This window comes from Microbacterium sp. NPDC055683 (genome assembly GCF_053617895.1).
Genome location: NZ_JBSHGQ010000054.1, coordinates 1 through 20,810, shown reverse-complemented (window position 1 = coordinate 20,810; position 20,810 = coordinate 1). Strand labels below are relative to the sequence as shown.

Annotated in this window: 20 protein-coding genes; 8 read left to right on the top strand and 12 right to left on the bottom strand. The window is 68.7% G+C overall.

What is annotated here, in order from left to right:
* Positions 1-36: 36 nt before the first annotated feature.
* From ACWGPF_RS15985 to ACWGPF_RS15960, 6 genes are all read right to left on the bottom strand, one after another.
* Positions 37-390 (bottom strand): tryptophan synthase subunit alpha, encoded by a 354-nt coding sequence (locus ACWGPF_RS15985; protein WP_452333729.1) that lies wholly within the window; start codon positions 388-390, stop codon positions 37-39.
* A 61-nt stretch (positions 391-451) separates the two neighbouring features.
* Positions 452-709 carry a DUF7218 family protein gene (locus ACWGPF_RS15980; protein WP_452333728.1) on the bottom strand — a complete coding sequence of 86 codons (258 nt, stop codon included), beginning with the start codon at positions 707-709 and terminating at the stop codon, positions 452-454.
* Between the two features lie 11 nt (positions 710-720).
* A complete protein-coding gene (locus ACWGPF_RS15975) occupies positions 721-1,662 on the bottom strand; it encodes an SDR family oxidoreductase (protein ID WP_452333727.1) in 942 nt (313 codons plus the stop codon).
* 162 nt (positions 1,663-1,824) lie between these two features.
* Entirely contained in the window at positions 1,825-2,223 is a 399-nt protein-coding gene (locus tag ACWGPF_RS15970; protein WP_452333726.1) for a VOC family protein, read from the bottom strand.
* A gap of 25 nt (positions 2,224-2,248) precedes the next feature.
* Positions 2,249-3,229 (bottom strand): ParB/RepB/Spo0J family partition protein, encoded by a 981-nt coding sequence (locus ACWGPF_RS15965; RefSeq protein WP_452333725.1) that lies wholly within the window; start codon positions 3,227-3,229, stop codon positions 2,249-2,251.
* Complete coding sequence (locus ACWGPF_RS15960; RefSeq protein ID WP_452333724.1) at positions 3,229-4,146, bottom strand: ParA family protein; 918 nt, start codon at positions 4,144-4,146, stop codon at positions 3,229-3,231. Before ACWGPF_RS15960 ends, ACWGPF_RS15965 begins: the two co-directional genes overlap by 1 nt.
* Before the next feature lie 2,873 nt (positions 4,147-7,019).
* Between ACWGPF_RS15960 and ACWGPF_RS15955 the strand changes: the two genes are divergently transcribed.
* Entirely contained in the window at positions 7,020-7,469 is a 450-nt protein-coding gene (locus tag ACWGPF_RS15955) for a GNAT family N-acetyltransferase (RefSeq protein ID WP_452333723.1), read from the top strand.
* A gap of 22 nt (positions 7,470-7,491) precedes the next feature.
* Here ACWGPF_RS15955 and rsmG read toward each other — a convergent pair whose 3' ends face one another.
* From rsmG to rpmH, 6 genes are read right to left on the bottom strand one after another with little or no spacing between them, the layout of a single operon-like run.
* A complete protein-coding gene (gene rsmG, locus ACWGPF_RS15950) occupies positions 7,492-8,130 on the bottom strand; it encodes a 16S rRNA (guanine(527)-N(7))-methyltransferase RsmG (RefSeq protein ID WP_452333722.1) in 639 nt (212 codons plus the stop codon).
* Positions 8,130-8,618 (bottom strand): Jag family protein, encoded by a 489-nt coding sequence (locus ACWGPF_RS15945; RefSeq protein WP_345437794.1) that lies wholly within the window; start codon positions 8,616-8,618, stop codon positions 8,130-8,132. The genes rsmG and ACWGPF_RS15945 overlap by 1 nt, the downstream gene beginning before the upstream one ends.
* Before the next feature lie 32 nt (positions 8,619-8,650).
* Positions 8,651-9,688, bottom strand: a complete 1,038-nt coding sequence (yidC, locus tag ACWGPF_RS15940; protein ID WP_345437796.1) for a membrane protein insertase YidC — start codon at positions 9,686-9,688, stop codon at positions 8,651-8,653.
* Between the two features lie 5 nt (positions 9,689-9,693).
* Entirely contained in the window at positions 9,694-10,044 is a 351-nt protein-coding gene (gene yidD / locus ACWGPF_RS15935; RefSeq protein WP_345437798.1) for a membrane protein insertion efficiency factor YidD, read from the bottom strand.
* The gene (rnpA, locus tag ACWGPF_RS15930) at positions 10,041-10,379 is read right to left on the bottom strand and encodes a ribonuclease P protein component (RefSeq protein ID WP_452333721.1); all 339 of its coding nucleotides are present in this window, start codon (positions 10,377-10,379) and stop codon (positions 10,041-10,043) included. Before rnpA ends, yidD begins: the two co-directional genes overlap by 4 nt.
* A 16-nt stretch (positions 10,380-10,395) precedes the next feature.
* Complete coding sequence (rpmH, locus tag ACWGPF_RS15925; protein WP_043595303.1) at positions 10,396-10,533, bottom strand: 50S ribosomal protein L34; 138 nt, start codon at positions 10,531-10,533, stop codon at positions 10,396-10,398.
* Positions 10,534-10,791: 258 nt separating this feature from the next.
* On the opposite strand from rpmH, the gene dnaA reads away from it, so the two are divergent.
* The 7 genes from dnaA (at position 10,792) to ACWGPF_RS15890 (ending at position 20,770) form a co-directional block, all read left to right on the top strand.
* The gene (gene dnaA / locus ACWGPF_RS15920) at positions 10,792-12,183 is read left to right on the top strand and encodes a chromosomal replication initiator protein DnaA (RefSeq protein WP_452333720.1); all 1,392 of its coding nucleotides are present in this window, start codon (positions 10,792-10,794) and stop codon (positions 12,181-12,183) included.
* Between the two features lie 472 nt (positions 12,184-12,655).
* Positions 12,656-13,801 carry a DNA polymerase III subunit beta gene (dnaN, locus tag ACWGPF_RS15915; protein WP_452333719.1) on the top strand — a complete coding sequence of 382 codons (1,146 nt, stop codon included), beginning with the start codon at positions 12,656-12,658 and terminating at the stop codon, positions 13,799-13,801.
* Positions 13,802-13,881: 80 nt separating this feature from the next.
* The gene (gene recF, locus ACWGPF_RS15910; protein WP_452333718.1) at positions 13,882-15,060 is read left to right on the top strand and encodes a DNA replication/repair protein RecF; all 1,179 of its coding nucleotides are present in this window, start codon (positions 13,882-13,884) and stop codon (positions 15,058-15,060) included.
* On the top strand, positions 15,053-15,538 hold the full coding sequence (locus ACWGPF_RS15905; RefSeq protein ID WP_452333717.1) for a DUF721 domain-containing protein: 486 nt from the start codon (positions 15,053-15,055) through the stop codon (positions 15,536-15,538). Before recF ends, ACWGPF_RS15905 begins: the two co-directional genes overlap by 8 nt.
* A gap of 120 nt (positions 15,539-15,658) precedes the next feature.
* The gene (gene gyrB / locus ACWGPF_RS15900; protein ID WP_345437810.1) at positions 15,659-17,731 is read left to right on the top strand and encodes a DNA topoisomerase (ATP-hydrolyzing) subunit B; all 2,073 of its coding nucleotides are present in this window, start codon (positions 15,659-15,661) and stop codon (positions 17,729-17,731) included.
* A gap of 94 nt (positions 17,732-17,825) precedes the next feature.
* Positions 17,826-20,369, top strand: coding sequence for a DNA gyrase subunit A (gene gyrA, locus ACWGPF_RS15895; RefSeq protein WP_452333716.1), 2,544 nt, complete (start codon positions 17,826-17,828; stop codon positions 20,367-20,369).
* On the top strand, positions 20,366-20,770 hold the full coding sequence (locus tag ACWGPF_RS15890) for a DUF3566 domain-containing protein (protein WP_345437814.1): 405 nt from the start codon (positions 20,366-20,368) through the stop codon (positions 20,768-20,770). The genes gyrA and ACWGPF_RS15890 overlap by 4 nt, the downstream gene beginning before the upstream one ends.
* Positions 20,771-20,810 lie beyond the last annotated feature (40 nt).

Below are 20,810 nucleotides of genomic sequence, written 5' to 3'. Positions count from 1 at the left end.
GGCCTGCGTCTCGCAGGCCGGCCCCTTCTCCGCATGTCAGCGCCCGTCGACGACGCGCACGACGGCATCCCAGCGTCTGTGTGTGTTCTCCTGGCCGATGAGGCGCCAGACGGCCCTGGTGAGCTCGGGATACTCCGCCGCGATCTGGCGGAGGAGGCGCTGGTTGCGCGCGTGGGTGGGGCGCAGGCCGCCGTCGGCCTCGATGTGCTCCGCGCGCAGCGTGAACACGACGAGCTCGTCGATCGTGGGCAGGTCCTCCATGAACTCCCAGGGGTCCTCGCCCTCCCGGAGCCGCTCATGGATGAGAGCGGCGAGCTCGTCGGCGGCCTCGGCGCGCAGCACCTCGACGCTCGCGCGTCGGCGGGGGAGCGATTCGGCTGGCAGGTCCACCCATCCAGCGTAGACGTGTGCGGCGGACCGGGGCCCGCCGCACACGATCCCCTCACGGATCTCAGTGGTTGCGGAGACGCTCGATGAGCTCGCCCTTCCGCAGTCGGGAGTAGCCCGTGATGCCGAGCTCCCTGGCCCGGTCGCGTAGCTCGTTCACCGTGCGCTCCTCGTAGTCCTCTGCGCGCCCGCCCCGCTTGCCGACGGCCTTCCGGCCGTCGCGCGCGGCGGCGTTCGCGATGCGCGCGGCCTTCTCCTTCGATGCGCCGTCCTCGCGGAGCTCCTCGTACAGCTCCTCGTCCTTGATGCTCGGATTCGGCATGACGACTCCTCTCAGAAGGGGCGGCCGCCCGTGACGGGGATCACCGCGCCGGTCACGTACGACGACTCGTCGCTCGCGAGGTAGACGTAGGCGCCCGCGAGCTCGGCGGGCTGGCCGGCACGGCCGAGCGGCGTGTCCTGGCCGAACTCGGCCACCTTGTCGGCGGGGAATCCGGTCGCCGGGATGAGCGGCGTCCAGATGGGGCCGGGAGCCACGGCGTTGACGCGGATGCCCTTCTCCGCCAGGTCCTGGGCGAGCGCCTGCGCGAACGCGACGAGAGCCGCCTTCGTCATGGCGTAGTCCAGGAGGCCGGGGGAGGGGTCCGACGCCTGGATGGACGTCGTGACGATGATGGACGAGCCGGCGGGCATGTGAGGGACGGCCTCGCGCGCGAGCACGATGGTCGAGACGAGGTTGGTGTGGAACACCCGTTCGACCTCCGCGACCTCCATGTTCTCGATGCCCTGACGCTGACGCTGGTATGCGGCGTTGGGGATGAGGATGTCCAGGCCGCCGAGCGCCTCGCGCGCGGCCGCGACGAGCTCGACGGTGGCCTGCTCGTCCGTGAGGTCGACCGCGAAGGTCGCCGCGGTTCGGCCCTCCGCCTCGACGAGGCGCCGGGTCTCGGCGGCGTCGTCCTGCTCGTCGGGGAGGTGCGCGATCGCGACGTCGGCGCCCTCCCGCGCGTAGGCGATCGCGATGGCCCGCCCGATGCCGGAGTCGCCGCCCGTGATGAGCGCCTTGCGACCGGTGAGACGGTGACGGCCGACCCACGACTCCTCGCCATGATCGGGGGTCGGCGTCATCTCGCCGGTGAGTCCGGGCTGGTCCGGCTGCTGCTGGGTGGGGAACGGACCCTCCGGTCCGGCAGAGCGGGGATCGATCCCTCCGGAGGCGTGCGTCGCGGAGTCGGCGTGAGTGGTGTCGGGGTGGGTGGTGTCGGGGTGCGTCATGGGCGTCGTCCTCTCGTCTGGCGTCTCGACAGGTCGTGCTCCACGCCACGCTAGGTAGCGCGTGCCGCGGCACCCACCCCCTTGACGCTCTCGGCGCGCTGCCGTATCGCGTCGACGATCATGCCGTCCACCCGAATGGCGAGGGACGCGCGCAGGAGGCCCTCAGTCGCCCTGGAAGCCGATGAGCCACCTCAGCCCGTGCGCATCCACCACGACGCCGTCCCAGTCGCCCCAGGGACGCTTCTCGAGCGCGGAGGCCACGGTGCCGTCGATCGAGAGCTCGTCGAACCAGCGACGCAGCACCAGAGGCTCGTCGTGGCCGAGGAGAGACAGCATCACCCCCGTCAACGCGACGGCGTCCTCATCCGCCCCCGCGTCGGCCGCCTGCAACGTGACGGGACCGCGCAGCTCGCCGTGGGCGATGTCGTCGCCGGGACCGTCCGTGCGCGAGAAGTCGCGGTAGGTGTGCAGGGTCAGCTCGCCGCCGAAGACGCGTTGGTAGTCCTCGAGCGCGGCGCGGCAGGTCCCGGGGAAGAGCAGGTACGGCGTGGGGGCGGTCATGCCGCCAGGCTAGTCCTCCGCCGAGTCATTCGCCGTAGGCGGTCTCGCCGAGCTCCTCGAGCATCCGATTCAGATCCTGGATCGATGCGAAATCGATTGTGACCTGGCCTTTTCTTGCCGTCAGCTTGATCTTCACCTTGGTGCTCAGGCGGTCGCCCAGCCGTGTGGCGACGTCATCGAGGTAGGCACGGCGTGCGCCGCCCTGCGGCCGCGGCGTCCGCGCGGCGGGCGCGGCGGACGCGACCTCCGCCATACGCTTGGCGGCGGCCTCTGCGGCGCGCACCGAGAGGTCCTCGTTCACGATCTTGTCCGCGAGCTGCTGCATCTGCGCCTCGGTCTCCAGCGACAGCACCGCGCGCGCGTGACCCGCGCTCAGCACGCCGGCGGCGACCCGCTGCTGCACGTCGACAGGCAGGCGGAGGAGGCGGATGGTGTTGCTGATGCGGGGACGCGAGCGGCCGATCCGCTCGGCCAGCTGCTCCTGGGTGATGCCGAAGTCCTCGAGAAGCTGCTGGTAGGCGGAGGCCTCTTCGAGGGGGTTCAGCTGGGCTCGGTGGAGGTTCTCGAGCAGGGCGTCACGGAGGAGGTCCTCGTCGGCCGTGTCGCGGACGATCGCGGGGATCTCGGCGAGTCCGGCCTCGCGCGAGGCGCGCGTGCGCCGCTCGCCCATGATGAGCTCGTAGGTGCCGTCGCCCTTGTCGCGGACGACGACCGGCTGGAGGACGCCGACCTCCTTGACGCTCTGCACGAGCTCCGAGAGCTCGTCCGGGTCGAAGTGGGTGCGGGGCTGGCGGGGATTCGGCACGATCGACGTCGGCGCGATGTGCACGAGGCGTGCCCCGGGGACCGCCACGAGCTCTTCCGCCTCGGCGGGCTCGCCGGACGACTTCTTCGCCGGCTTCGCGTTCGACGCGGGGAAGAAGACGTCGACCGGCCTCTCGTCGGTGAGTTCCGAGGTGGGGATGAGCGCTCCGATGCCGCGTCCCAGTCCCGTACGCTTCGCCATCAGTGCTGTCCTTCCTCTGCGTCGGCGGTGCCGCGACGCACGATCTCCAGAGCCGCCTCGCGGTATGCGATGGCGCCGGCCGAGTTCCCGTCATACGAGATCACCGTCTGTCCGAAGCTCGGGGCCTCGGACACCCGGACGGAGCGGGGGATGAAGGTCTCCAGGACCTCGGTCGTGAAGTGGCTGCGCACCTCGTCTGCGACCTGCTGCGACAGTCGTGTGCGCGCGTCGAACATCGTCAGCAGGATGGTCGTGAGCTGCAGCTGCGGGTTCAGGTGCTTCTGGATCATCTTCACATTGCCCAGCAGCTGGCTCAGTCCCTCGAGTGCGTAGTACTCGCACTGGATCGGCAGGAACACCTCCGTCGCCGCCGTGAAGGCGTTGATCGTGAGGAGTCCGAGTGACGGCGGGCAGTCGATGAGGATGAAGTGCAGCGGCTCCTCGAGGCCGTCGAGGTACTCGCCGACGGCGGTCTTGAGTCGCTGCTCACGAGCGACCTGCGTGACGAGCTCGATCTCCGCACCCGCCAGGTGGATGTTGCTGGGCGCGCAGAGCAGGTTGTCGGACTCGGGGCTCGTGCGCACCACGTCCGCAAGGGGAGTGTCGTCGATGAGGACGTCGTAGATGCTCGGGAGCTCGGCGTTGTGGGGCACGCCGAGAGCTGTCGACGCGTTGCCCTGGGGATCCAGATCGATGACGAGCACGCGACCACCGAGAGACGCGATGGCCGCCGCGATATTCACCGTCGTGGTCGTCTTGCCGACTCCGCCCTTCTGGTTGGAGATCGTCATGATCCGCGTCGGCCCGGAGAAGCTGACGCTCACCCCCTCGAGGGCGCGGCGACGGGCCGAGATGTCCGCGAGTTCACGGGCGATCGGGCTGTCGTCGGGTTCGGTGATGTTCCCGGACTGTTTCACGTGAAACACTCATCCCTTCGCCACGAGCAGACATCCTCCACTCTAACGGGGGATGGCCCGCCACGCCCATTGGACGAGGGCGCGCACCCCGGGATGCGGGTGCGCGTTTCACGTGAAACGTGCGCACCGACCATCCGTCCCCGTGAGTCTCGCACGCGACGTGGGACGAAAACGGCACTGATCATCGCTCTTCTTGTCGATGAGCGCGCGACCGCATCGAGCGCATCCGGGCGCTCGCGCGCGCGCAGCGATCGCTGCCTCGCCGTAATCTCCCGCTCGAACACGCAGCACCCGCTCCATTCTCGGCAGGTCGTCGCCCCCGCACCGTCCCGTCCCAGACGCGGTCCCTGAGTGCGCGAGGCGAAGCGATACGAGTCGGTTCGCCTTTCCGAGGACGGCGCACGCCACCCCCTGGCCGCACGACCTGACCGCTGACTGCCACGTTCCCCGGCCCTTGAGCGAGCAGAGGAGACGAAACGTGCTGATCAACGCAACCACACCGCCCGCGGCTGCAAGGACGCACACCCTCACGAACGTCACACGCCTCCTGCGCTATGTCATGCTCAGCCACCTCAGTAGGCACCATTCGCGCAGCCTGCACGGCCACACGTCACGGAGTCCATGCGATACGCGTCGTCGACTCCGGCACCCGCCCGGCCCGGTCGTCGCACGACCGCCCGAACCACTACGCCCGCCACGCGTTGCCGAGCACAGACGATCGCGCACGAGATCCACCCCCGCGCATCCCCGCGCTACCGCCCGCCCACCCACGCAGCACTCCTCGCACGAGGAACTGCCACACCTCCCTCCGCTCTTGCAACGCCCCTCCGAGGACTCCAGGTCAACGAGCCACTGAAGCGAAGCGTGAAGAGCTCCCGCACCCACCCGCGCGCCGTTCGTGCGTGATCTCACACTCGCTCACCGGTCAGCGTCTCCCGGGTGACGTGCATGCCACGGTCGGAGCACCGGATGCAGATCCACGCTTCGTCCGATGGACAAAGCATGATCCTTCGCACCTGGGAGCTCAGCCATCGCCGTCGGCACCACCGCGTGCGTCGGTGACGTCGCGCCAGGCTTCCATCAGGACTGAGGCCCATCACGGCTCGTTGCGGGGGAGCGGGCGTGGTATCCGACGACTCCGTTCACGTCGCCGGCCGCAGGTTTCCTCGCTCGGTCACAGGGCGACGTTGGAGCGCGATGTTTCACGTGAAACACCACGATCTGCGGCGCGCTCTCGCTGGATGGCGGTGCGATCTCGTTTGTTGGAACATCGCACCCCGCCCGATCGCCGGGCGCGGACCCGTCTCACGGGGTGCGTCTCGAACTTCCAGACAGGCCCAATCGCACGGCGACGTACGCCCGGTGGCGCCGCGACGCGCGGCCGACCCATCCGCGGACCATCGTGAGTGGCGCTTGGCCGGCGGCAGCAGCGAGTGGCGAAACCCCCAGCGACATTGCTTGTCACTCGCCGCTCGAGCGGGGAATGCCCACGCGCCGATCGCCGCACCGCGGCTCATCTCGCGCCGCCCCCACCGAGCGGGACCGTTCGTACAGCGATGAGACCAGCACTCGGCTCGTCAGGCAATCACGTCACCTGCGGCCTATCCGGTGTCATACCGGCCGCGCGAATCGGGGCGTTTCACGTGGAACATCCCGGTGCGGCCCACCTCGCGGATCCCACCCGCCGCGTGCGAGTCGCACTGCGCCCATCAACGCGAACCGTGCGCACGCCCCGGATCTCTGACGGGGGAGGCGAGTGAAGCACCTCGGGTCGACAGCTGCCGACATCAAGTGCTCCGCTGCCATCGATTCGACTGTCCACGCCGATCGATCAGACTGCGATAGGGTCACGCCGTCCGCGTCGCGGCGACATGACAGCGCGTTTCACGTGAAACATCTGAGCCGGCCACAGCCCGAGCATCACCATTCGGCGGAGTGCGAGCCATTCACTCGCTCGACGCCACAGCCCTCGTCGCCCGCAGAGAACGCGGCGACCGTCACATGAACGCGCCGATCCGCACCACACAAGTCGCTGATCCACTCGTTCGATCCGGACGCCGAGCCGTTTCACGTGCAACAGCGCGCACAGATGACGGTCAACCCGAGAGCAAACGCTGGCTTGCGGCAGCAACGCGCCGTGTAGCCCGTCGACGCCGAGCCCGCACGACGCGCACGGGCGGAAAGCAGCGAGGCTTCGACGTGCACCGCTCCGGGGCGGAACTCGCGACGCCCGGCGGACGTCACGCGGAAGCCGGGGGTCGCGAGTTCCGATCTTGGTCCGTACGCGTGGCGATCGTGACCACGTACCCCGCACCCGCCCACTCCAGCACCGAACCCGCACACTCCACGACAGAGCCCTCGAGGACACCGCGACCGACGACGAGCGCACGGCGACTGACGACGGGACACAGGACACGAGGAAGGGACACGCACGGCACGGATGCCGCGATCAGAACACGAGGGTTGAGCCACGTGCACGCACCACAACCACGGCCGCACATGCGGCACGCGAGCACGGGACACACAGGAGAGAAGGGGCCGGACACACCCACCGCGAGCGACGTGCGCTCGCGTGTCGACCGCCGCCGGACGCACCGCGACGGAGGCCAAAGGCCCTGCGGTCCGGTCCGGGGGCGCAGCGACCCGCGCCGAACACGACGTGACTCACGTCTGGACGCGAAGGACCCCAGACAGGATGCCCCGCGACTGCGACCTGGATGGGCAGCGACCCGGGTGGGCAGCGACCCGGGTGGGCAGCGATCAGAGCCGGACGCGCGGCGTTCGAGATGCTCTCACGCGACGAGCCCGGCTCCGGGTGCGCTGACGTCCCGCACGCTGCCTTCCGTCTGCAGCGAGGATGTCAGGATGGAGACATGACGCTCGACATCCGGACAGCCGGCACGGACGACCTCGACAGCGCGACACGCCTCTTCCTGGGGTACCTCGCGTTCTACGGCAAGGACCACGGCGAGGACGCCGCCCGCGCGTTCCTCTCCGAGCGCATCGAGCGAGCGGAGAGCGTGATCCTGCTCGGCCGCCGCGATGGCGAAGACATCGCCTTCGCGCAGATCTATCCGACGTTCTCCTCTACGCGGCTGCGGCGTACGTGGGTGCTGAACGATCTCTTCGTCGCCGAGCCGGCGCGCGGCCACGGTGTCGGGCGAGAGCTCCTCCGCGATGTCGTCGCACGGGCGCGCGCAGCCGACGCCGCGCTCGTCAGCCTCCAGACCGCGGAAGACAACGTCGGGGCCCAGGCGCTCTACGAGTCCGAGGGGTTCGCGCACGAAGCGGTATTCCGCTCATACACGCGAACGAGTCAGTAAATCCCTGATCAGAAGGTATAAATCAACGAACCGTCGCGCGGACGAGCCTGGTCGGCTCCGCGACGACGCCCTCGCCGACGATCTCGACGCGCACATCGGACAGCCGGTGCTTGCGGATCACCTTGGCAGCCGCCTCGATCTCCGCCGGCGCCCCCTGTCCCTTGAGCAGGATGAGCTCACCACCGTCTCGCGCGAGGGGAGCGGTCCACGGGATGAGCGTCCGCAGCGCGGACACAGCCCGTGCCGTCACCGCATCCAACGCGCCCTCCCAGCGTCCCGCCTCCTCGGCACGCGCCCGCTCGACGACCACATTCTCCAGCCCGAGCGCTGCCACCTGCTCCGTCAACCACACCGTGCGGCGCTCCATCGGCTCGATGAGGATCCACTGCACATCGGGGCGCGCGATCGCGAGCACGACGCCCGGAAGACCCGCTCCGGAGCCCACATCTCCGACACGGCCGGCAGCGGGGAACAGGGGAGCGGCGACGGCGGAGTTGAGGATGTGCCGGGACCACAGCCGCGGCACCTCGAGCGGACCGATGAGCCCGCGCTCCTCGCCGTGCTCGGCCAACGCCGACGTGTACGCCCGCGCCAGCTCGATGCGGTCGCCGAAGAGCTCCCGCGCGACGACGGGCTCCTGCTCGAGGTCCGACGGGGCCATCAGGCGCGACGGATGACGGTGTGCCGGTCGGGGCCTTCGCCGTACGACTCGGACACGAGGCCACGTTCGGCGGTGATGTCGTGCACGAGCTTCCGCTCGTACGACGACATTGCCGGCAGCGACGCCTGCGATGCACCGTCGTCGAGCTTCGCCGATGCCGCGTCGACGAGCTTCTCGAGCTGTCGACGACGGACGTCGCGGGACCCGCCGATGTCGAGGATGAGACGCGAGAACGCCCCCGTCTCGCTCTGAACGGCGAGTCTCGTCAGCTCCTGCAGCGCCTGCACCGTGTCCGGGTGAGAGATCGACTCCAGCGAGGCGTCGTCCGACTCCACCGACACGTACGCACGGCCCTGCCGCACGTCGAGCGTCAGGTCGCCGTCGATGTCGGCGATGTCGAGCAGGCCCTCGATGAAGTCGGCGGCGATGTCTCCCTCGCGCTCGAGGTCGATCTCCGCGGGCGCGTCGGATGCGGGCGTCGTCGTCATGGGTTTCTCCGTGGTCGCGGTCGGTCGACGGGTCAGCTGGAGGCGGCGTCGTCAGGACGCGGCTGCTGCTTCTTCGCGCGCTTGGCGCTCATCGGCTGCTGGCGCTTGGGGGCCTTGGCGCGCTCCGCCTCCGCCTTGCGCAGGATCTCCTGCTGCTCGGCCTCGTACTCCGCGAGCGGGACGACCTTTCCCTTGCTGTTGATGGCCTTGCCCTTCCGGGCGAGACGCTCGGCACGCGCCTTGTCGGCATCCGATCCGGGGGTGGGCATCTCGCGGATGACGAGGAACTGCTGGCACATCGTCCAGAGGTTGTTGAAGAACCAGTACGAGACGACGCCGAGCGGGAAGAAGACGCCCGAGAAGATCATCGCGAACGGGATGATGTAGAGCATGATGCGCTGCATCTGGTAGGCCTGGCCGGTCTTCGCCTCGGGGGAGAGGTTCTTCGACACGATCTGCAGCTGCGTGAAGAACTGCGTCCCAATCATGAGCGCGACCATGATGACGAGGATGACCGTCGTCGCGACCCAGCCCTCCGGCTGGTTCTGGATGGCGTCGACGAGCGTCTCGCTGAGCGGCGCCACGCCGAAGAGCTTGGCGTTGTTGAACTGCTGCGTGAGCTCGGCACTGAGCAGGCCCACGCCGCCGATGCCCTGCGCGGCGTGGTTCTTGATGTCGTAGAGCGTGTAGTACAGAGAGAAGAACACGGGCATCTGCACGAGCAGCGGCAGGCAGCTCGAGACCGGCGTCGTGCCGTGCTTCTTGTACAGCGCCATGGTCTCGCGGCTCATCGCCTCGCGCGAGAGCTGATCGCGCTTGCCGCGGTACTTGTCCTGGATCTTCTTCATCTCCGGCGCGATTTCCATCATCTTGCGCTGGCTCTTGATCTGCTTCACGAAGAGAGGGATCAGCGCGGAGCGCACGATGACGACGACGCCGGCGATGGACAGGACCCAGGTGAGTCCGCCGTCGACCTGCATGCCGAGGAAGGTGAGGACGGCGTGCCAGCCGACGAGGATCATTTCGATGACCCAGCGGATGGGCCAGAGGATGATTCCGAGGAAGTCCACGGAGGTCAGTCCTTTCGTAGCGGCACGACGAAGCCGTGACGGGTGAGGTCGTAGCGGAAGCGCGGGTGGGGCGTCACGTCGTCGACACCGCCGACAGCCCAGGGATGGCAGCGGGCGAGGCGCAGGGCCGCCAGGCCCGATCCTTTCACGAGCCCGTGCTGCTGGACCGCCGTGACGGCGTAGGCCGAACACGACGGGTAGTACTTGCAGACGTCGCCGTAGAGGTGCGAGATCGTCGCCCGGTAGCCGTGCAGCAGCGCCAGGCCGGTGTTGCGCGGAGCGAGCGGGACGGCGCGCACGACGTCGGATACGCGAAACCGCGCCGACCCCAGGGCCGACGCGGGAAGGGCGCTCACGCCGCCGCCTTCCGGGCGAGGCAGCGCGTCACCTCGGAGCGGAGCTCCTGATAGCTCGCCGTCGCTGCCGACGGCATCGCGCGGATGACGACGTCGGCGCCCGTTCGCACATCGGGCAGAGCCGACGCGCACACGGCCTTCAGCCGGCGACGCACCGTGTTGCGGGTGACGGCGTTGCCGACCGCCTTGCTCACGATGAAGCCGAAGCGCGGGTCGCGCTGCTCGCCGGTGTGCACGACGTGCGTCACCGTGGACGCACCGGCGCATCGAGACCCCCGGCGCACGACCATCCGATAGTCGAGGCCGAGGGTCAGGCGATGCTTCCGCGCGAGCACGGAACGTCTCGGGCGGTTACGCCGAGAGCTCGGTGCGGCCCTTGCCGCGACGCGCCGCGAGGATGGCGCGCCCCGCACGGGTGCGCATGCGGGCGCGGAAGCCGTGCTTCTTGGCGCGGCGGCGGTTGTTGGGCTGGAACGTGCGCTTGCTCATGGAATCACTCCGGATGGACGGTCACCGGAATCACTGCGACCGGAGACGAGAGTTGTGGAGCCCGGAACGGGCATAGGTCAACCGACTTAGAGTACGCCGAGCCGGTCGCTTCTCGCAAATGAGGCGAGAACCTGACAGTATCCCCACAGGCGGGCGCTCCCGGCGGCAGGGACACGCCACCGGGCGTCAACGCGGAGTTTGCCGTTGGCCTTCCATCCACTAGCGTGTCACGGAGTTATCCACAGGCTAGGGGAGGCCATGAGCGCGCACGACATCCCGGATGTCCCGATCTGGCGCACCGTGCTGACGGAGCTCTCCGTCGACGACCGGATCACGCCGTTGCTCGAGGGCTACCTCAGCCTCGCGGTCCCGCAGGGCGTCATGGGCGGCACGCTCTACATCGACGTGCCGAACGACCTCACCGCGGGGCAGATCAACAAGCGCATGAGGGAGCCCATCATGGACGCCCTCGAGCGCATCGGGGGAGACGCGAAGAGCTTCCGCGTGTCGGTGAACCCCGATCTCACCGAGACCGCCTTCGATGCCCCGCCCCCTCCCGTCGCGGTCGAGGCCGCCCACCGGCCCGTGGCGCCGTCGAGCCCGCCGCCCGCCCCCTCCCGTGATGACACGCGCCTCAACCCCAAGTACACGTTCGACAACTTCGTCATCGGACAGTCGAACCGGTTCGCGCACGCGGCCGCCGTCGCCGTCGCCGAAGCGCCGGCGAAGGCCTACAACCCGCTGTTCATCTACGGCGACTCCGGCCTCGGGAAGACCCACCTCCTCCACGCGATCGGCGACTACGCGCTCAACCTCTATCCCGGGGTGCGCGTGCGCTACGTCTCGAGCGAGGAGTTCACCAACGACTTCATCAACTCGATCGCCAACAACCGCGGCGCCGCCTTCAACGCGCGCTACCGCGAGGTCGACATCCTGCTGATCGACGACATCCAGTTCCTGCAGGGCAAGGCCGAGACGCAGGAGACGTTCTTCCACACGTTCAACACGCTGCACGACCACGACAAGCAGGTCGTCATCACGAGCGACGTGGCGCCCAAGCTCCTCACGGGCTTCGAGGACCGCATGCGCAGCCGTTTCGAATGGGGCCTCATCACCGACGTCCAGGCGCCCGACCTCGAGACCCGCGTGGCCATCCTGCGCAAGAAGGGGCAGGCCGAACGCCTCGACATCCCCGACGACGTCGTGGAGTACATCGCGTCGAACGTCTCGACGAACATCCGCGAGCTCGAGGGCGCGCTCATCCGCGTCTCCGCCTTCGCGAGCCTCAACCGGTCTCCCGTGTCGCTCGAGCTCGCCCAGACGGTGCTCCGCGACATCGTCGACCAGGCCGAGGACACCGTCGTCTCGCCGAACGACATCATCAGCGTCACGGCCGGCTACTTCAAGCTGACCGCCGACGACCTGCACGGCTCCAGCAGGGCGCAGTCGGTCGCTCAGGCGCGGCAGATCGCGATGTACCTCTGCCGGGAGCGCACGAGCCTCTCCCTCCCGAAGATCGGGCAGCTCTTCGGCGGGCGCGACCACACCACGGTCATGTACGCCTACCGGAAGATCAACGAGCTCATGAAGGAGAAGCGCTCGATCTACAACCAGGTGCAGGAGATCACGACGCAGCTCGGACGCCGCTGACACGGTCGCGCCACCGCCGCAAGGGCCCGGAGATGAACATCTCCGGGCCTTTCCGCGTCCTCCCGGCGTCATATGCCCGAATACGCGCTTGACGCGGTGCCTGCGGACCCTCTATAACGAGTTCTCCCCATGTGAAAACTCCTGTGGATAACTGGGGAGACACGCCTGTCGACCTGTGAAGGACACGCCATGCAGGTGTGGAGCGGCCTGTGATGGCGCGATCGGGGCCCCGAAGCCCCTCCACCGGTCGTCCGCAGCCCCTCCACAACTCACACACATGTCGTTCCCTACTCCCGACTCGCTTCCACAGAGTTATCCACACTGTCCACAGCGGTTAACACGGTTAAGAGATCTCTCTTTGTCAAAGGGCCTCCGATGACCTTCTCGATCGAACGCGAACGACCGGGGCACTAGCATGGGAAACCCGCGGGGCACGACCCCGCCCGAAGTTGTGATCCGAGGGGAGCGACACGTGAAGTTCCACGTGAACCGCGACGTCTTCAGCGAGGCCGTCTCATTCGTCGTCAAGCTGCTGCCGCAGCGCAACCCTCAGCCGATCCTCGCCGGCGTCCTCATCGAGGCCGACGCCGACGGCACGCTCGCCCTCTCCGCCTTCGACTACGAGGCCTCGGCTCGCACGACGATCGACGCCACCGTCGACGAACCGGGCACGATCCTCGTCCACGGACGTCTGCTCTCCGACATCGCGAGCCGCCTGCCGAACCAGCCGATCCAGATCTCCACCGAAGACGACGGCAACATCTCGCTGAGGTGCGGATCGGCGAGCTTCGCTCTCGCCTCGATGCCCGTCGAGGAATACCCGGCGATCCCGGAGGTCACCGGCGAGTCCGGCCTCGTGCCCGGTGACGACTTCGCGACGGCGATCTCGCAGGTCGCCTTCGCCGCCTCGCGCGACGACGTCACCCCCGTCCTCACGGGCGTGCAGCTCGAGGTATCCGGCACGGGTCTCAGCCTCGTCGCCACCGACCGCTACCGCGTGGCCGTCCGCGACATCCCGTGGGACGGCAGCGAGCAGCAGGCGACGGCGCTCGTCCCCGCGCGCACGCTCCAGGAGGTCGGCAAGACCTTCTCGCACGGCGGCAACATCTCGATCGCGTTCTCCGGCGCCGGCGACCGCGAGATCATCGCCTTCACGGCCGGCAACAAGACCGTGACGTCGCTGCTCATCAAGGGCAACTTCCCTCCCGTCCGCCGGCTGTTCCCCGCGCAGACCGAGCACTACGCGGTCGTCAGCACGGCGGACCTCGCCGAGGCCGTCCGCCGCGTGTCGCTCGTGCTCGACCGCTCCGCCCCGCTCCGCTTCACGTTCTCGACGTCGCAGGTCACGATGGACGCCTCTGGCGGCGACCAGGCGAGGGCGTCGGAGTCGGTCGACGCGCACCTCGGGGGCGGCGACGAGGTCACGCTGGGACTCAACCCCCAGTACCTCCTGGAGGCGCTCGGCGCGGTGAAGAGCGAGTTCGTCCGCGTGACGTTCACCTCGAGCGACAACGCCAACAAGCTCAGCCCCATCCTCATCACGAGCCAGACGTCGGTCGATCAGGCCGGCCAGGACTCGTTCAAATACCTGCTGCAGCCCAACCTGCTCCTGAGGTGACGCTCCGCGGGCGAAGCGAGCCGCTGAGAGGTCGTTGAGCCGCCTGCACGCGGACGATTCACCGGAAGGAGGCCGAGAGCATGATCGTGGAGCATCTCAGCCTCGTCGACTTCCGCAACTACGCGCAGGCCGAGCTCGCACTCGAGCCCGGTCCCAATGTGCTCGTCGGGCGGAACGGGCAGGGGAAGACCAACCTCGCCGAGGCCATCGCATACCTTGCGACCCTCGGATCGCACCGGGTGTCGGCGGATGCGCCGCTCGTCCGCGACGGCAAGGACGCCGCCTTCGTGCGTGCGCGTCTGGCGCACGGCCAGCGCAGGGTCACGCTCGAGCTCCAGATCAACAAGCAGGGCGCGAACCGTGCGCGGGTGAGCGGGTCGCCCGTGCGCGCGTCCGAGCTGCCGCGCTACGCGCAGGTCGTGCTGTTCGCGCCGGAGGATCTGCAGATCGTACGCGGAGACCCGTCCCAGCGTCGGCGCTTCGCCGATCAGCTCCTCGTGCAGCGCACGCCCCGGATGGCCGGGGTCATCGCCGACTACGAGCGCACGCTCCGGCAGCGCACGGCGCTTCTGAAGTCGGCACGCGCCCGCCGGATCACCGGCACGCAGCTGTCGACGCTCGACGTCTGGGACGACAAGCTCGTCGCCCTCGGATCCGAGCTCATCGACGCCCGCACACGTCTTGCGCAGGATCTCGCCGAACCCGTGGCGACCGCATACGCGGGTGTCGCCGGCGAAGACCATCGGCCCCGCCTCGCCTGGGCCCTCTCGGTGCGCGGAGGAGATCCCGAGGAGGGCGACGCGCACGAGGACGAGGCCGCCGGCACGACGGCGGAGCTGTTCCGCGCGGCCCTCGCCGCCCGACGATCGCAGGAGCTCGAGCGCGGGCTGACCCTGGTCGGCCCCCATCGCGACGACCTGCTCCTCACCGTCCGAGGGCTCCCCGTCAAGGGGTACGCGTCTCACGGCGAATCATGGTCGGTCGCGCTGTCGCTGCGGCTCGCGTCGGCGGAGCTCCTCCGCGGGGAGTCCCAGGGCGGCGACCCCGTGCTCATCCTCGACGACGTGTTCGCCGAGCTCGACGCCGATCGTCGCCGGCGTCTCGCGGGCGTCGTCGCCGGCTTCGAGCAGGTCGTCGTCACCGCCGCGGTGGCGGCCGACGTGCCGGAGCCGTTGCGTGCGAACGCCGTCCGCATCGAGGCGGGAGCCGTCCTCGGCCCGCTCGCCGACCATCCGATCGGACCGTCGTCCGATGAGTGAGCCGGACATCCCCGAGACCATCGCCACCTACCTGCGGTTGCGGGGCCTCGAGCCGAGCAAACGGTACCGGAAGAAGCGGCGGGTCGTCGACGACGATGACAAGGACGCCCCGTTCGCACCGGGACGCGATCCGAAGCCGCTCGGCGAGGCGCTCGACGTGCTGACGCGCTCGAGCGGCTGGGAGCCGAACCTGCAGCGCGAGGACCTCGCGCTCAACTGGGAGGAGATCGCCGGTCCCGAGAACGCCGCGCACTCCCACATCGAGACGTTCTCCCACGGCGTCGTGGTCGTGCGCTGCGACTCCACACCCCGCAGCAAGCAGATGCATCTCATGCGTGCCCAGTTCCTCACACGCGTCATCCAGGTGTATCCCGAGGCAGGCGTCACCGATATCCGCTTCTTCGGGCCGGACGTGCCCTCGTGGAATCACGGCATCAGACGCGTTCCAGGCCGGGGCCCGCGCGATACCTACGGGTAGGACGGGTGGGATCGTGGACCGGGTCTTTTTCTCGCGTCAGGCGGGCTGTGAACGCCGTTCTCCCGGCATCCGCGCGGTAGGCTGGGAGCGCTGCCGAACAGATCTGGAGCACGACTTCCTATGACGAGCGATACCCCTCACGACGAGTCCGCGCCCATCGACGACGGTCGGGCAGACGAGAGGGGCGACGCCGCATCCGGCCCCCGCAGGGTCGAGAACGAGTACGGTGCCGACGCCATCCAGGTGCTCGAGGGCCTCGAGGCCGTGCGCAAGCGCCCCGGCATGTACATCGGATCCACGGGGCCGCGGGGCCTGCACCACCTCGTCTACGAGATCGTCGACAACTCCGTCGACGAGGCGCTCGCCGGCTACTGCGACACGATCTCGGTCACGCTCCTCGCGGACGGCGGCGTGCGCGTCGTCGACAACGGCCGCGGCATCCCCGTCGCGATGCACAAGACCGAGGGCAAGTCGACGCTCGAGGTCGTGCTCACGGTTCTGCACGCCGGCGGCAAGTTCGGCGGCGGCGGCTACGCCGTCTCCGGCGGTCTCCACGGTGTCGGCTCGTCGGTCGTGAACGCGCTCTCGACGCGTCTCGACGCCGTCGTCAAGCGCGACGGCTTCGTGTGGCGGCAGTCGTTCGCGGGCGGCGGCGTCCCGCTCGCGCCCATCGAGCAGGGCGAGGCCACGGAGGAGACCGGGACCACCATCACGTTCTGGCCCGACGCCGAGATCTTCACCGACACGGTCGAGTTCGACTACGAGACCCTCCGCACGCGCTTCCAGCAGACGGCGTTCCTCAACAAGGGGCTGCGCATCGAGCTGCTCGACGAGCGCGAGTCGTCGGCCGAGGAGGTCGAGAAGGAGGACGGCTCGACCGAGATGGTCCAGCGCCACAACGTCTTCCACTACGAGCGCGGGCTCGTCGACTACGTCGAGTACCTCAACAAGGTGCGGAAGGCCGAGCGCGTCAACGAGGACATCGTCGTGCTCGAGAGCGAGCAGGGCGATGGGCGGATGGCGGTCGAGATCGCCATGCAGTGGACGACGAGCTACACCGAGAACGTCTTCACGTACGCCAACATGATCAACACGCACGAGGGCGGAACGCACGAGGAGGGCTTCCGCGCGGCGCTCACCTCGCTCGTCAACCGCTACGCGCGCGCCAACGCCATCCTCAAGGAGAAGGACGACAACCTCACGGGCGACGACGTCCGCGAGGGCCTCACGGCCGTCATCTCCGTCAAGCTCTCCGAGCCGCAGTTCGAGGGGCAGACGAAGACGAAGCTCGGGAACACCGAGGCGAAGGCGTTCGTGCAGAAGGTCGTGAACGACCAGCTCAGCGACTGGTTCGAGCGCAACCCCGCCCAGGCGAAGAACGTCATCCGCAAGGCCATCGACGCCGCCACCGCCCGGATGGCCGCGCGCAAGGCCCGCGAGACGGCGCGTCGCAAGAGCGTGTTCGAGTCGGCCGCGATGCCCGACAAGCTCAAGGACTGCACGTCGAAGGACCCCTCCATCAGCGAGGTCTTCCTCGTCGAGGGCGACTCGGCCGGCGGCTCGGCCGTCGGCGGACGAGACCCGCACACCCAGGCCATCCTCGCCCTGCGCGGCAAGATCCTGAACGTCGAGCGCGCGCGCATCGACAAGGCGCTGGGCAACAAGGAGGTCCAGGCGATGATCCAGGCCTTCGGCACGGGAATCGGGCCGGAGTTCGACATCGAGAAGGCGCGCTACCACAAGATCGTCCTGATGACCGATGCCGACGTCGACGGCCAGCACATCACGACGCTGCTGCTGACGCTCCTCTTCCGGTACATGCGCGGACTCATCGAGGCCGGCTTCGTCTACCTCGCGATGCCGCCGCTCTACCGGCTGAAGTGGACGAACGCCCCGCACGAGTACGTGTACAGCGACCGCGAGCGCGACGCCCTCCTCAAGGACGGTGCTGCCGCGGGCAAGCGCATCCCCAAGGAGGCGGGGATCCAGCGCTACAAGGGCCTCGGCGAGATGAACGACTCCGAGCTCTGGGACACGACCATGAACCCCGAGACGCGCACGCTGCGGCAGGTGACGATCGACGACGCCGCCGCGGCGGACGAGATCTTCTCCGTGCTCATGGGAGAGGACGTCGAGTCGCGCCGCAGCTTCATCCAGCGCAACGCCAAGGACGTCCGGTTCCTGGACATCTAGCTCTCCGCGAGCGCAGCGAGCCGCCCCCGGTCGTTGAGCGAGCGAAGCGAGTCGACACGTCGCGAGCCGCTCTCGAGAACAGAAGCGAAAGACCATGACTGACGAAGAACGCCCCGACGCGAACGCGGGCCACAACCACGGCCACATCGACCAGGTCGACCTGCAGTCGGAGATGCAGCGCAGCTATCTCGACTACGCGATGAGCGTCATCGTGGGGCGCGCGCTGCCCCGTGTGGAAGACGGTCTCAAGCCCGTGCACCGCCGCGTGATCTACGCGATGTACGACGGCGGGTACCGGCCGGACAAGAAGTTCTCGAAGTGTGCCCGCGTGGTCGGCGAGGTGATGGGCCAGTACCACCCGCACGGCGACTCGGCGATCTACGACGCCCTCGTCCGCCTCGTCCAGCCGTGGTCGCTGCGGTACCCCCTGGCCCTCGGTCAGGGCAACTTCGGCTCCCCCGGCAACCAGGGCGCCGCGGCACCCCGGTACACCGAGACGAAGATGGCGGCGCTCGCGCTCGAGATGGTGCGCGACATCGAGCAGGAGACCGTCGACTTCCAGGACAACTACGACGGCGAGACGCAGGAGCCCGAGGTCCTGCCGGCGCGGTTCCCGAACCTGCTCGTCAACGGCTCGGTCGGCATCGCCGTCGGCATGGCCACGAACATCCCCCCGCACAACCTGCGCGAGGTCTCGGATGGCGCGCTGTTCGCCCTCGAGAACCCGCAGCTGCCCCGCGAGGAGCTGCTCGAGGGCCTCATGCGACGCATCCCGGGGCCCGACTTCCCGACCGGTGCGCAGATCCTCGGCACCAAGGGCATCCACGAGGCGTACCGCACCGGCCGCGGGTCGATCACGATGCGCGCCGTCGTGGAGATCGAGGAGATCCAGGGCCGCACCTGCCTCGTCATCACGGAGCTGCCGTACCAGGTCAACCCCGACAACCTCGCCGTGAAGATCGGCGAGCTCGCCCGCGAGGGCAAGGTGACGGGCATCGCCGACATCCGCGACGAGACCTCGGGCCGCACGGGCCAGCGTCTCGTCGTCGTGCTCAAGCGCGACGCCGTCGCCAAGGTCGTGCTCAACAACCTCTACAAGCACACCGAGCTCCAGACGAACTTCGGCGCGAACATGCTCGCCATCGTCGACGGCGTGCCCCGCACGCTGCCGCTCGACGGCTTCATCCAGTACTGGATCGCCCACCAGCTCGACGTCATCGTGCGCCGCACGCAGTTCCGCCTGCGCAAGGCGGAGGAGCGCATGCACATCCTGCGCGGCTACCTCAAGGCGCTCGACGCGCTCGACGAGGTCATCGCGCTCATCCGCCGCTCGCCCACCGTCGACGAGGCGCGGGAGGGGCTGAAGGCCCTCCTCGAGATCGACGACATCCAGGCCGACGCCATCCTCTCGATGCAGCTGCGTCGCCTGGCGGCGCTCGAGCGCCGGAAGATCATCGACGAGGCGGCCGACCTCGAGGCGCAGATCGAGGACTTCAAGGCGATCATCGCGGACGAGCTGCGCCAGCGGGCCATCGTGCGCGACGAGCTCACCGAGATCGTCGACCGCTTCGGCGACGAGCGGCGCACGCACATCCTCCACGGCTTCGACGGCGACGTGTCCATCGAGGACCTCATCGCCGAGGAGGAGATGGTCGTCACCATCACGCGCGAGGGCTACATCAAGCGCACGCGGAGCGACAACTACCGCTCCCAGCACCGTGGCGGGAAGGGCGTCAAGGGCGCCCAGCTGCGGGCCGACGACGTGGTCGAGCACTTCTTCGTCACGACGACGCACCACTGGCTGCTGTTCTTCACGACGAAGGGCCGCGTCTACCGCACGAAGACGTACGAGGTGCCGGAGGCCGGTCGCGACGCGAAGGGCCTGCACGTGGCGAACCTGCTCGCGCTGCAGCCCGACGAGCAGATCGCGCAGGTGATCGAGCTGAAGTCGTACGACGACGCCGAGCACCTCGTGCTCGCCACGCGCTCGGGGCTCGTCAAGAAGACGCGTCTGTCGGAGTACGACTCCAACCGCCAGGGCGGCATCATCGCGATCAACCTGCGCGACGGCGACGAGCTCGTCAGCGCGCTCACGGTCGACGCGACGGACGACATCCTCCTCATCAGCCACCACGGCATGTCGCTGCGGTTCTCTGCCACCGACGAGGCGCTGCGCCCCATGGGCCGGTCGACCAGCGGCGTGAAGGGCATGTCGTTCCGCGAGGGCGACGATCTGCTGTCCGCCTCGGTCGCGGCGCCCGGCAGCTACGTGTTCGTCGTGACGGACGGCGGCTACGCCAAGCGCACCGCCGTCGAGGAGTACCGCGTGCAGGGCCGCGGCGGCCTCGGGATCAAGGTCGCCAAGCTCAACGACGACCGCGGCGTCCTCGCCGGCGGCCTCATCGTCCAGGAGGACGACGAGGTGCTCGTGGTTCTCGAGAAGGGCAAGGTGGTACGCTCTGCCGTGGCCGAGGTGCCGGCCAAGGGCCGCGACACCATGGGCGTCGTCTTCGCCCGGCCCGACAAGAACGACCGCATCCTCGCGATCGCGCGCAACAGCGAACGCGGACTCGCCGAGGATGACGCCGATGACGCCGACTCGGGAACCGAGACCTCCGAAGGAGCCACTGACGCATGAGCACGGTAGCCGACAAGCTCGCCCAGAAGCAGGCGCACAAGACCAGCGCCAAGCAGGTGCGGCTGCGCCTCGTCTACGTCGACTTCTGGTCGGCCGTGAAGCTGTCGTTCCTCGCGGCCGTCGCACTCGCGGTCGTCACGATCGTGGCGTTCTTCCTCATCTACATGGTCGTTCAGACGACGGGTCTCATCGCGCAGGCCGACGAGTTCATCTCGCTCTTCTCGGATGGCGAGATCACGCTGTCGCAGTTCGTCGGGCTGCCCCAGGTTATGGCCTTCGCCGCCGTCGTCGCGATCCTGAACCTCATCGTCGTCACCGTGCTGGGCGCGGTCGTCGCCGGCATCTACAACCTGGCCGTGAAGATCACGGGCGGCCTCCTCGTCGGCTTCACCTCGAACTGAGAGCAGCGACAGCAGAGAGCCGGCCCCGGGATCCGCTCCC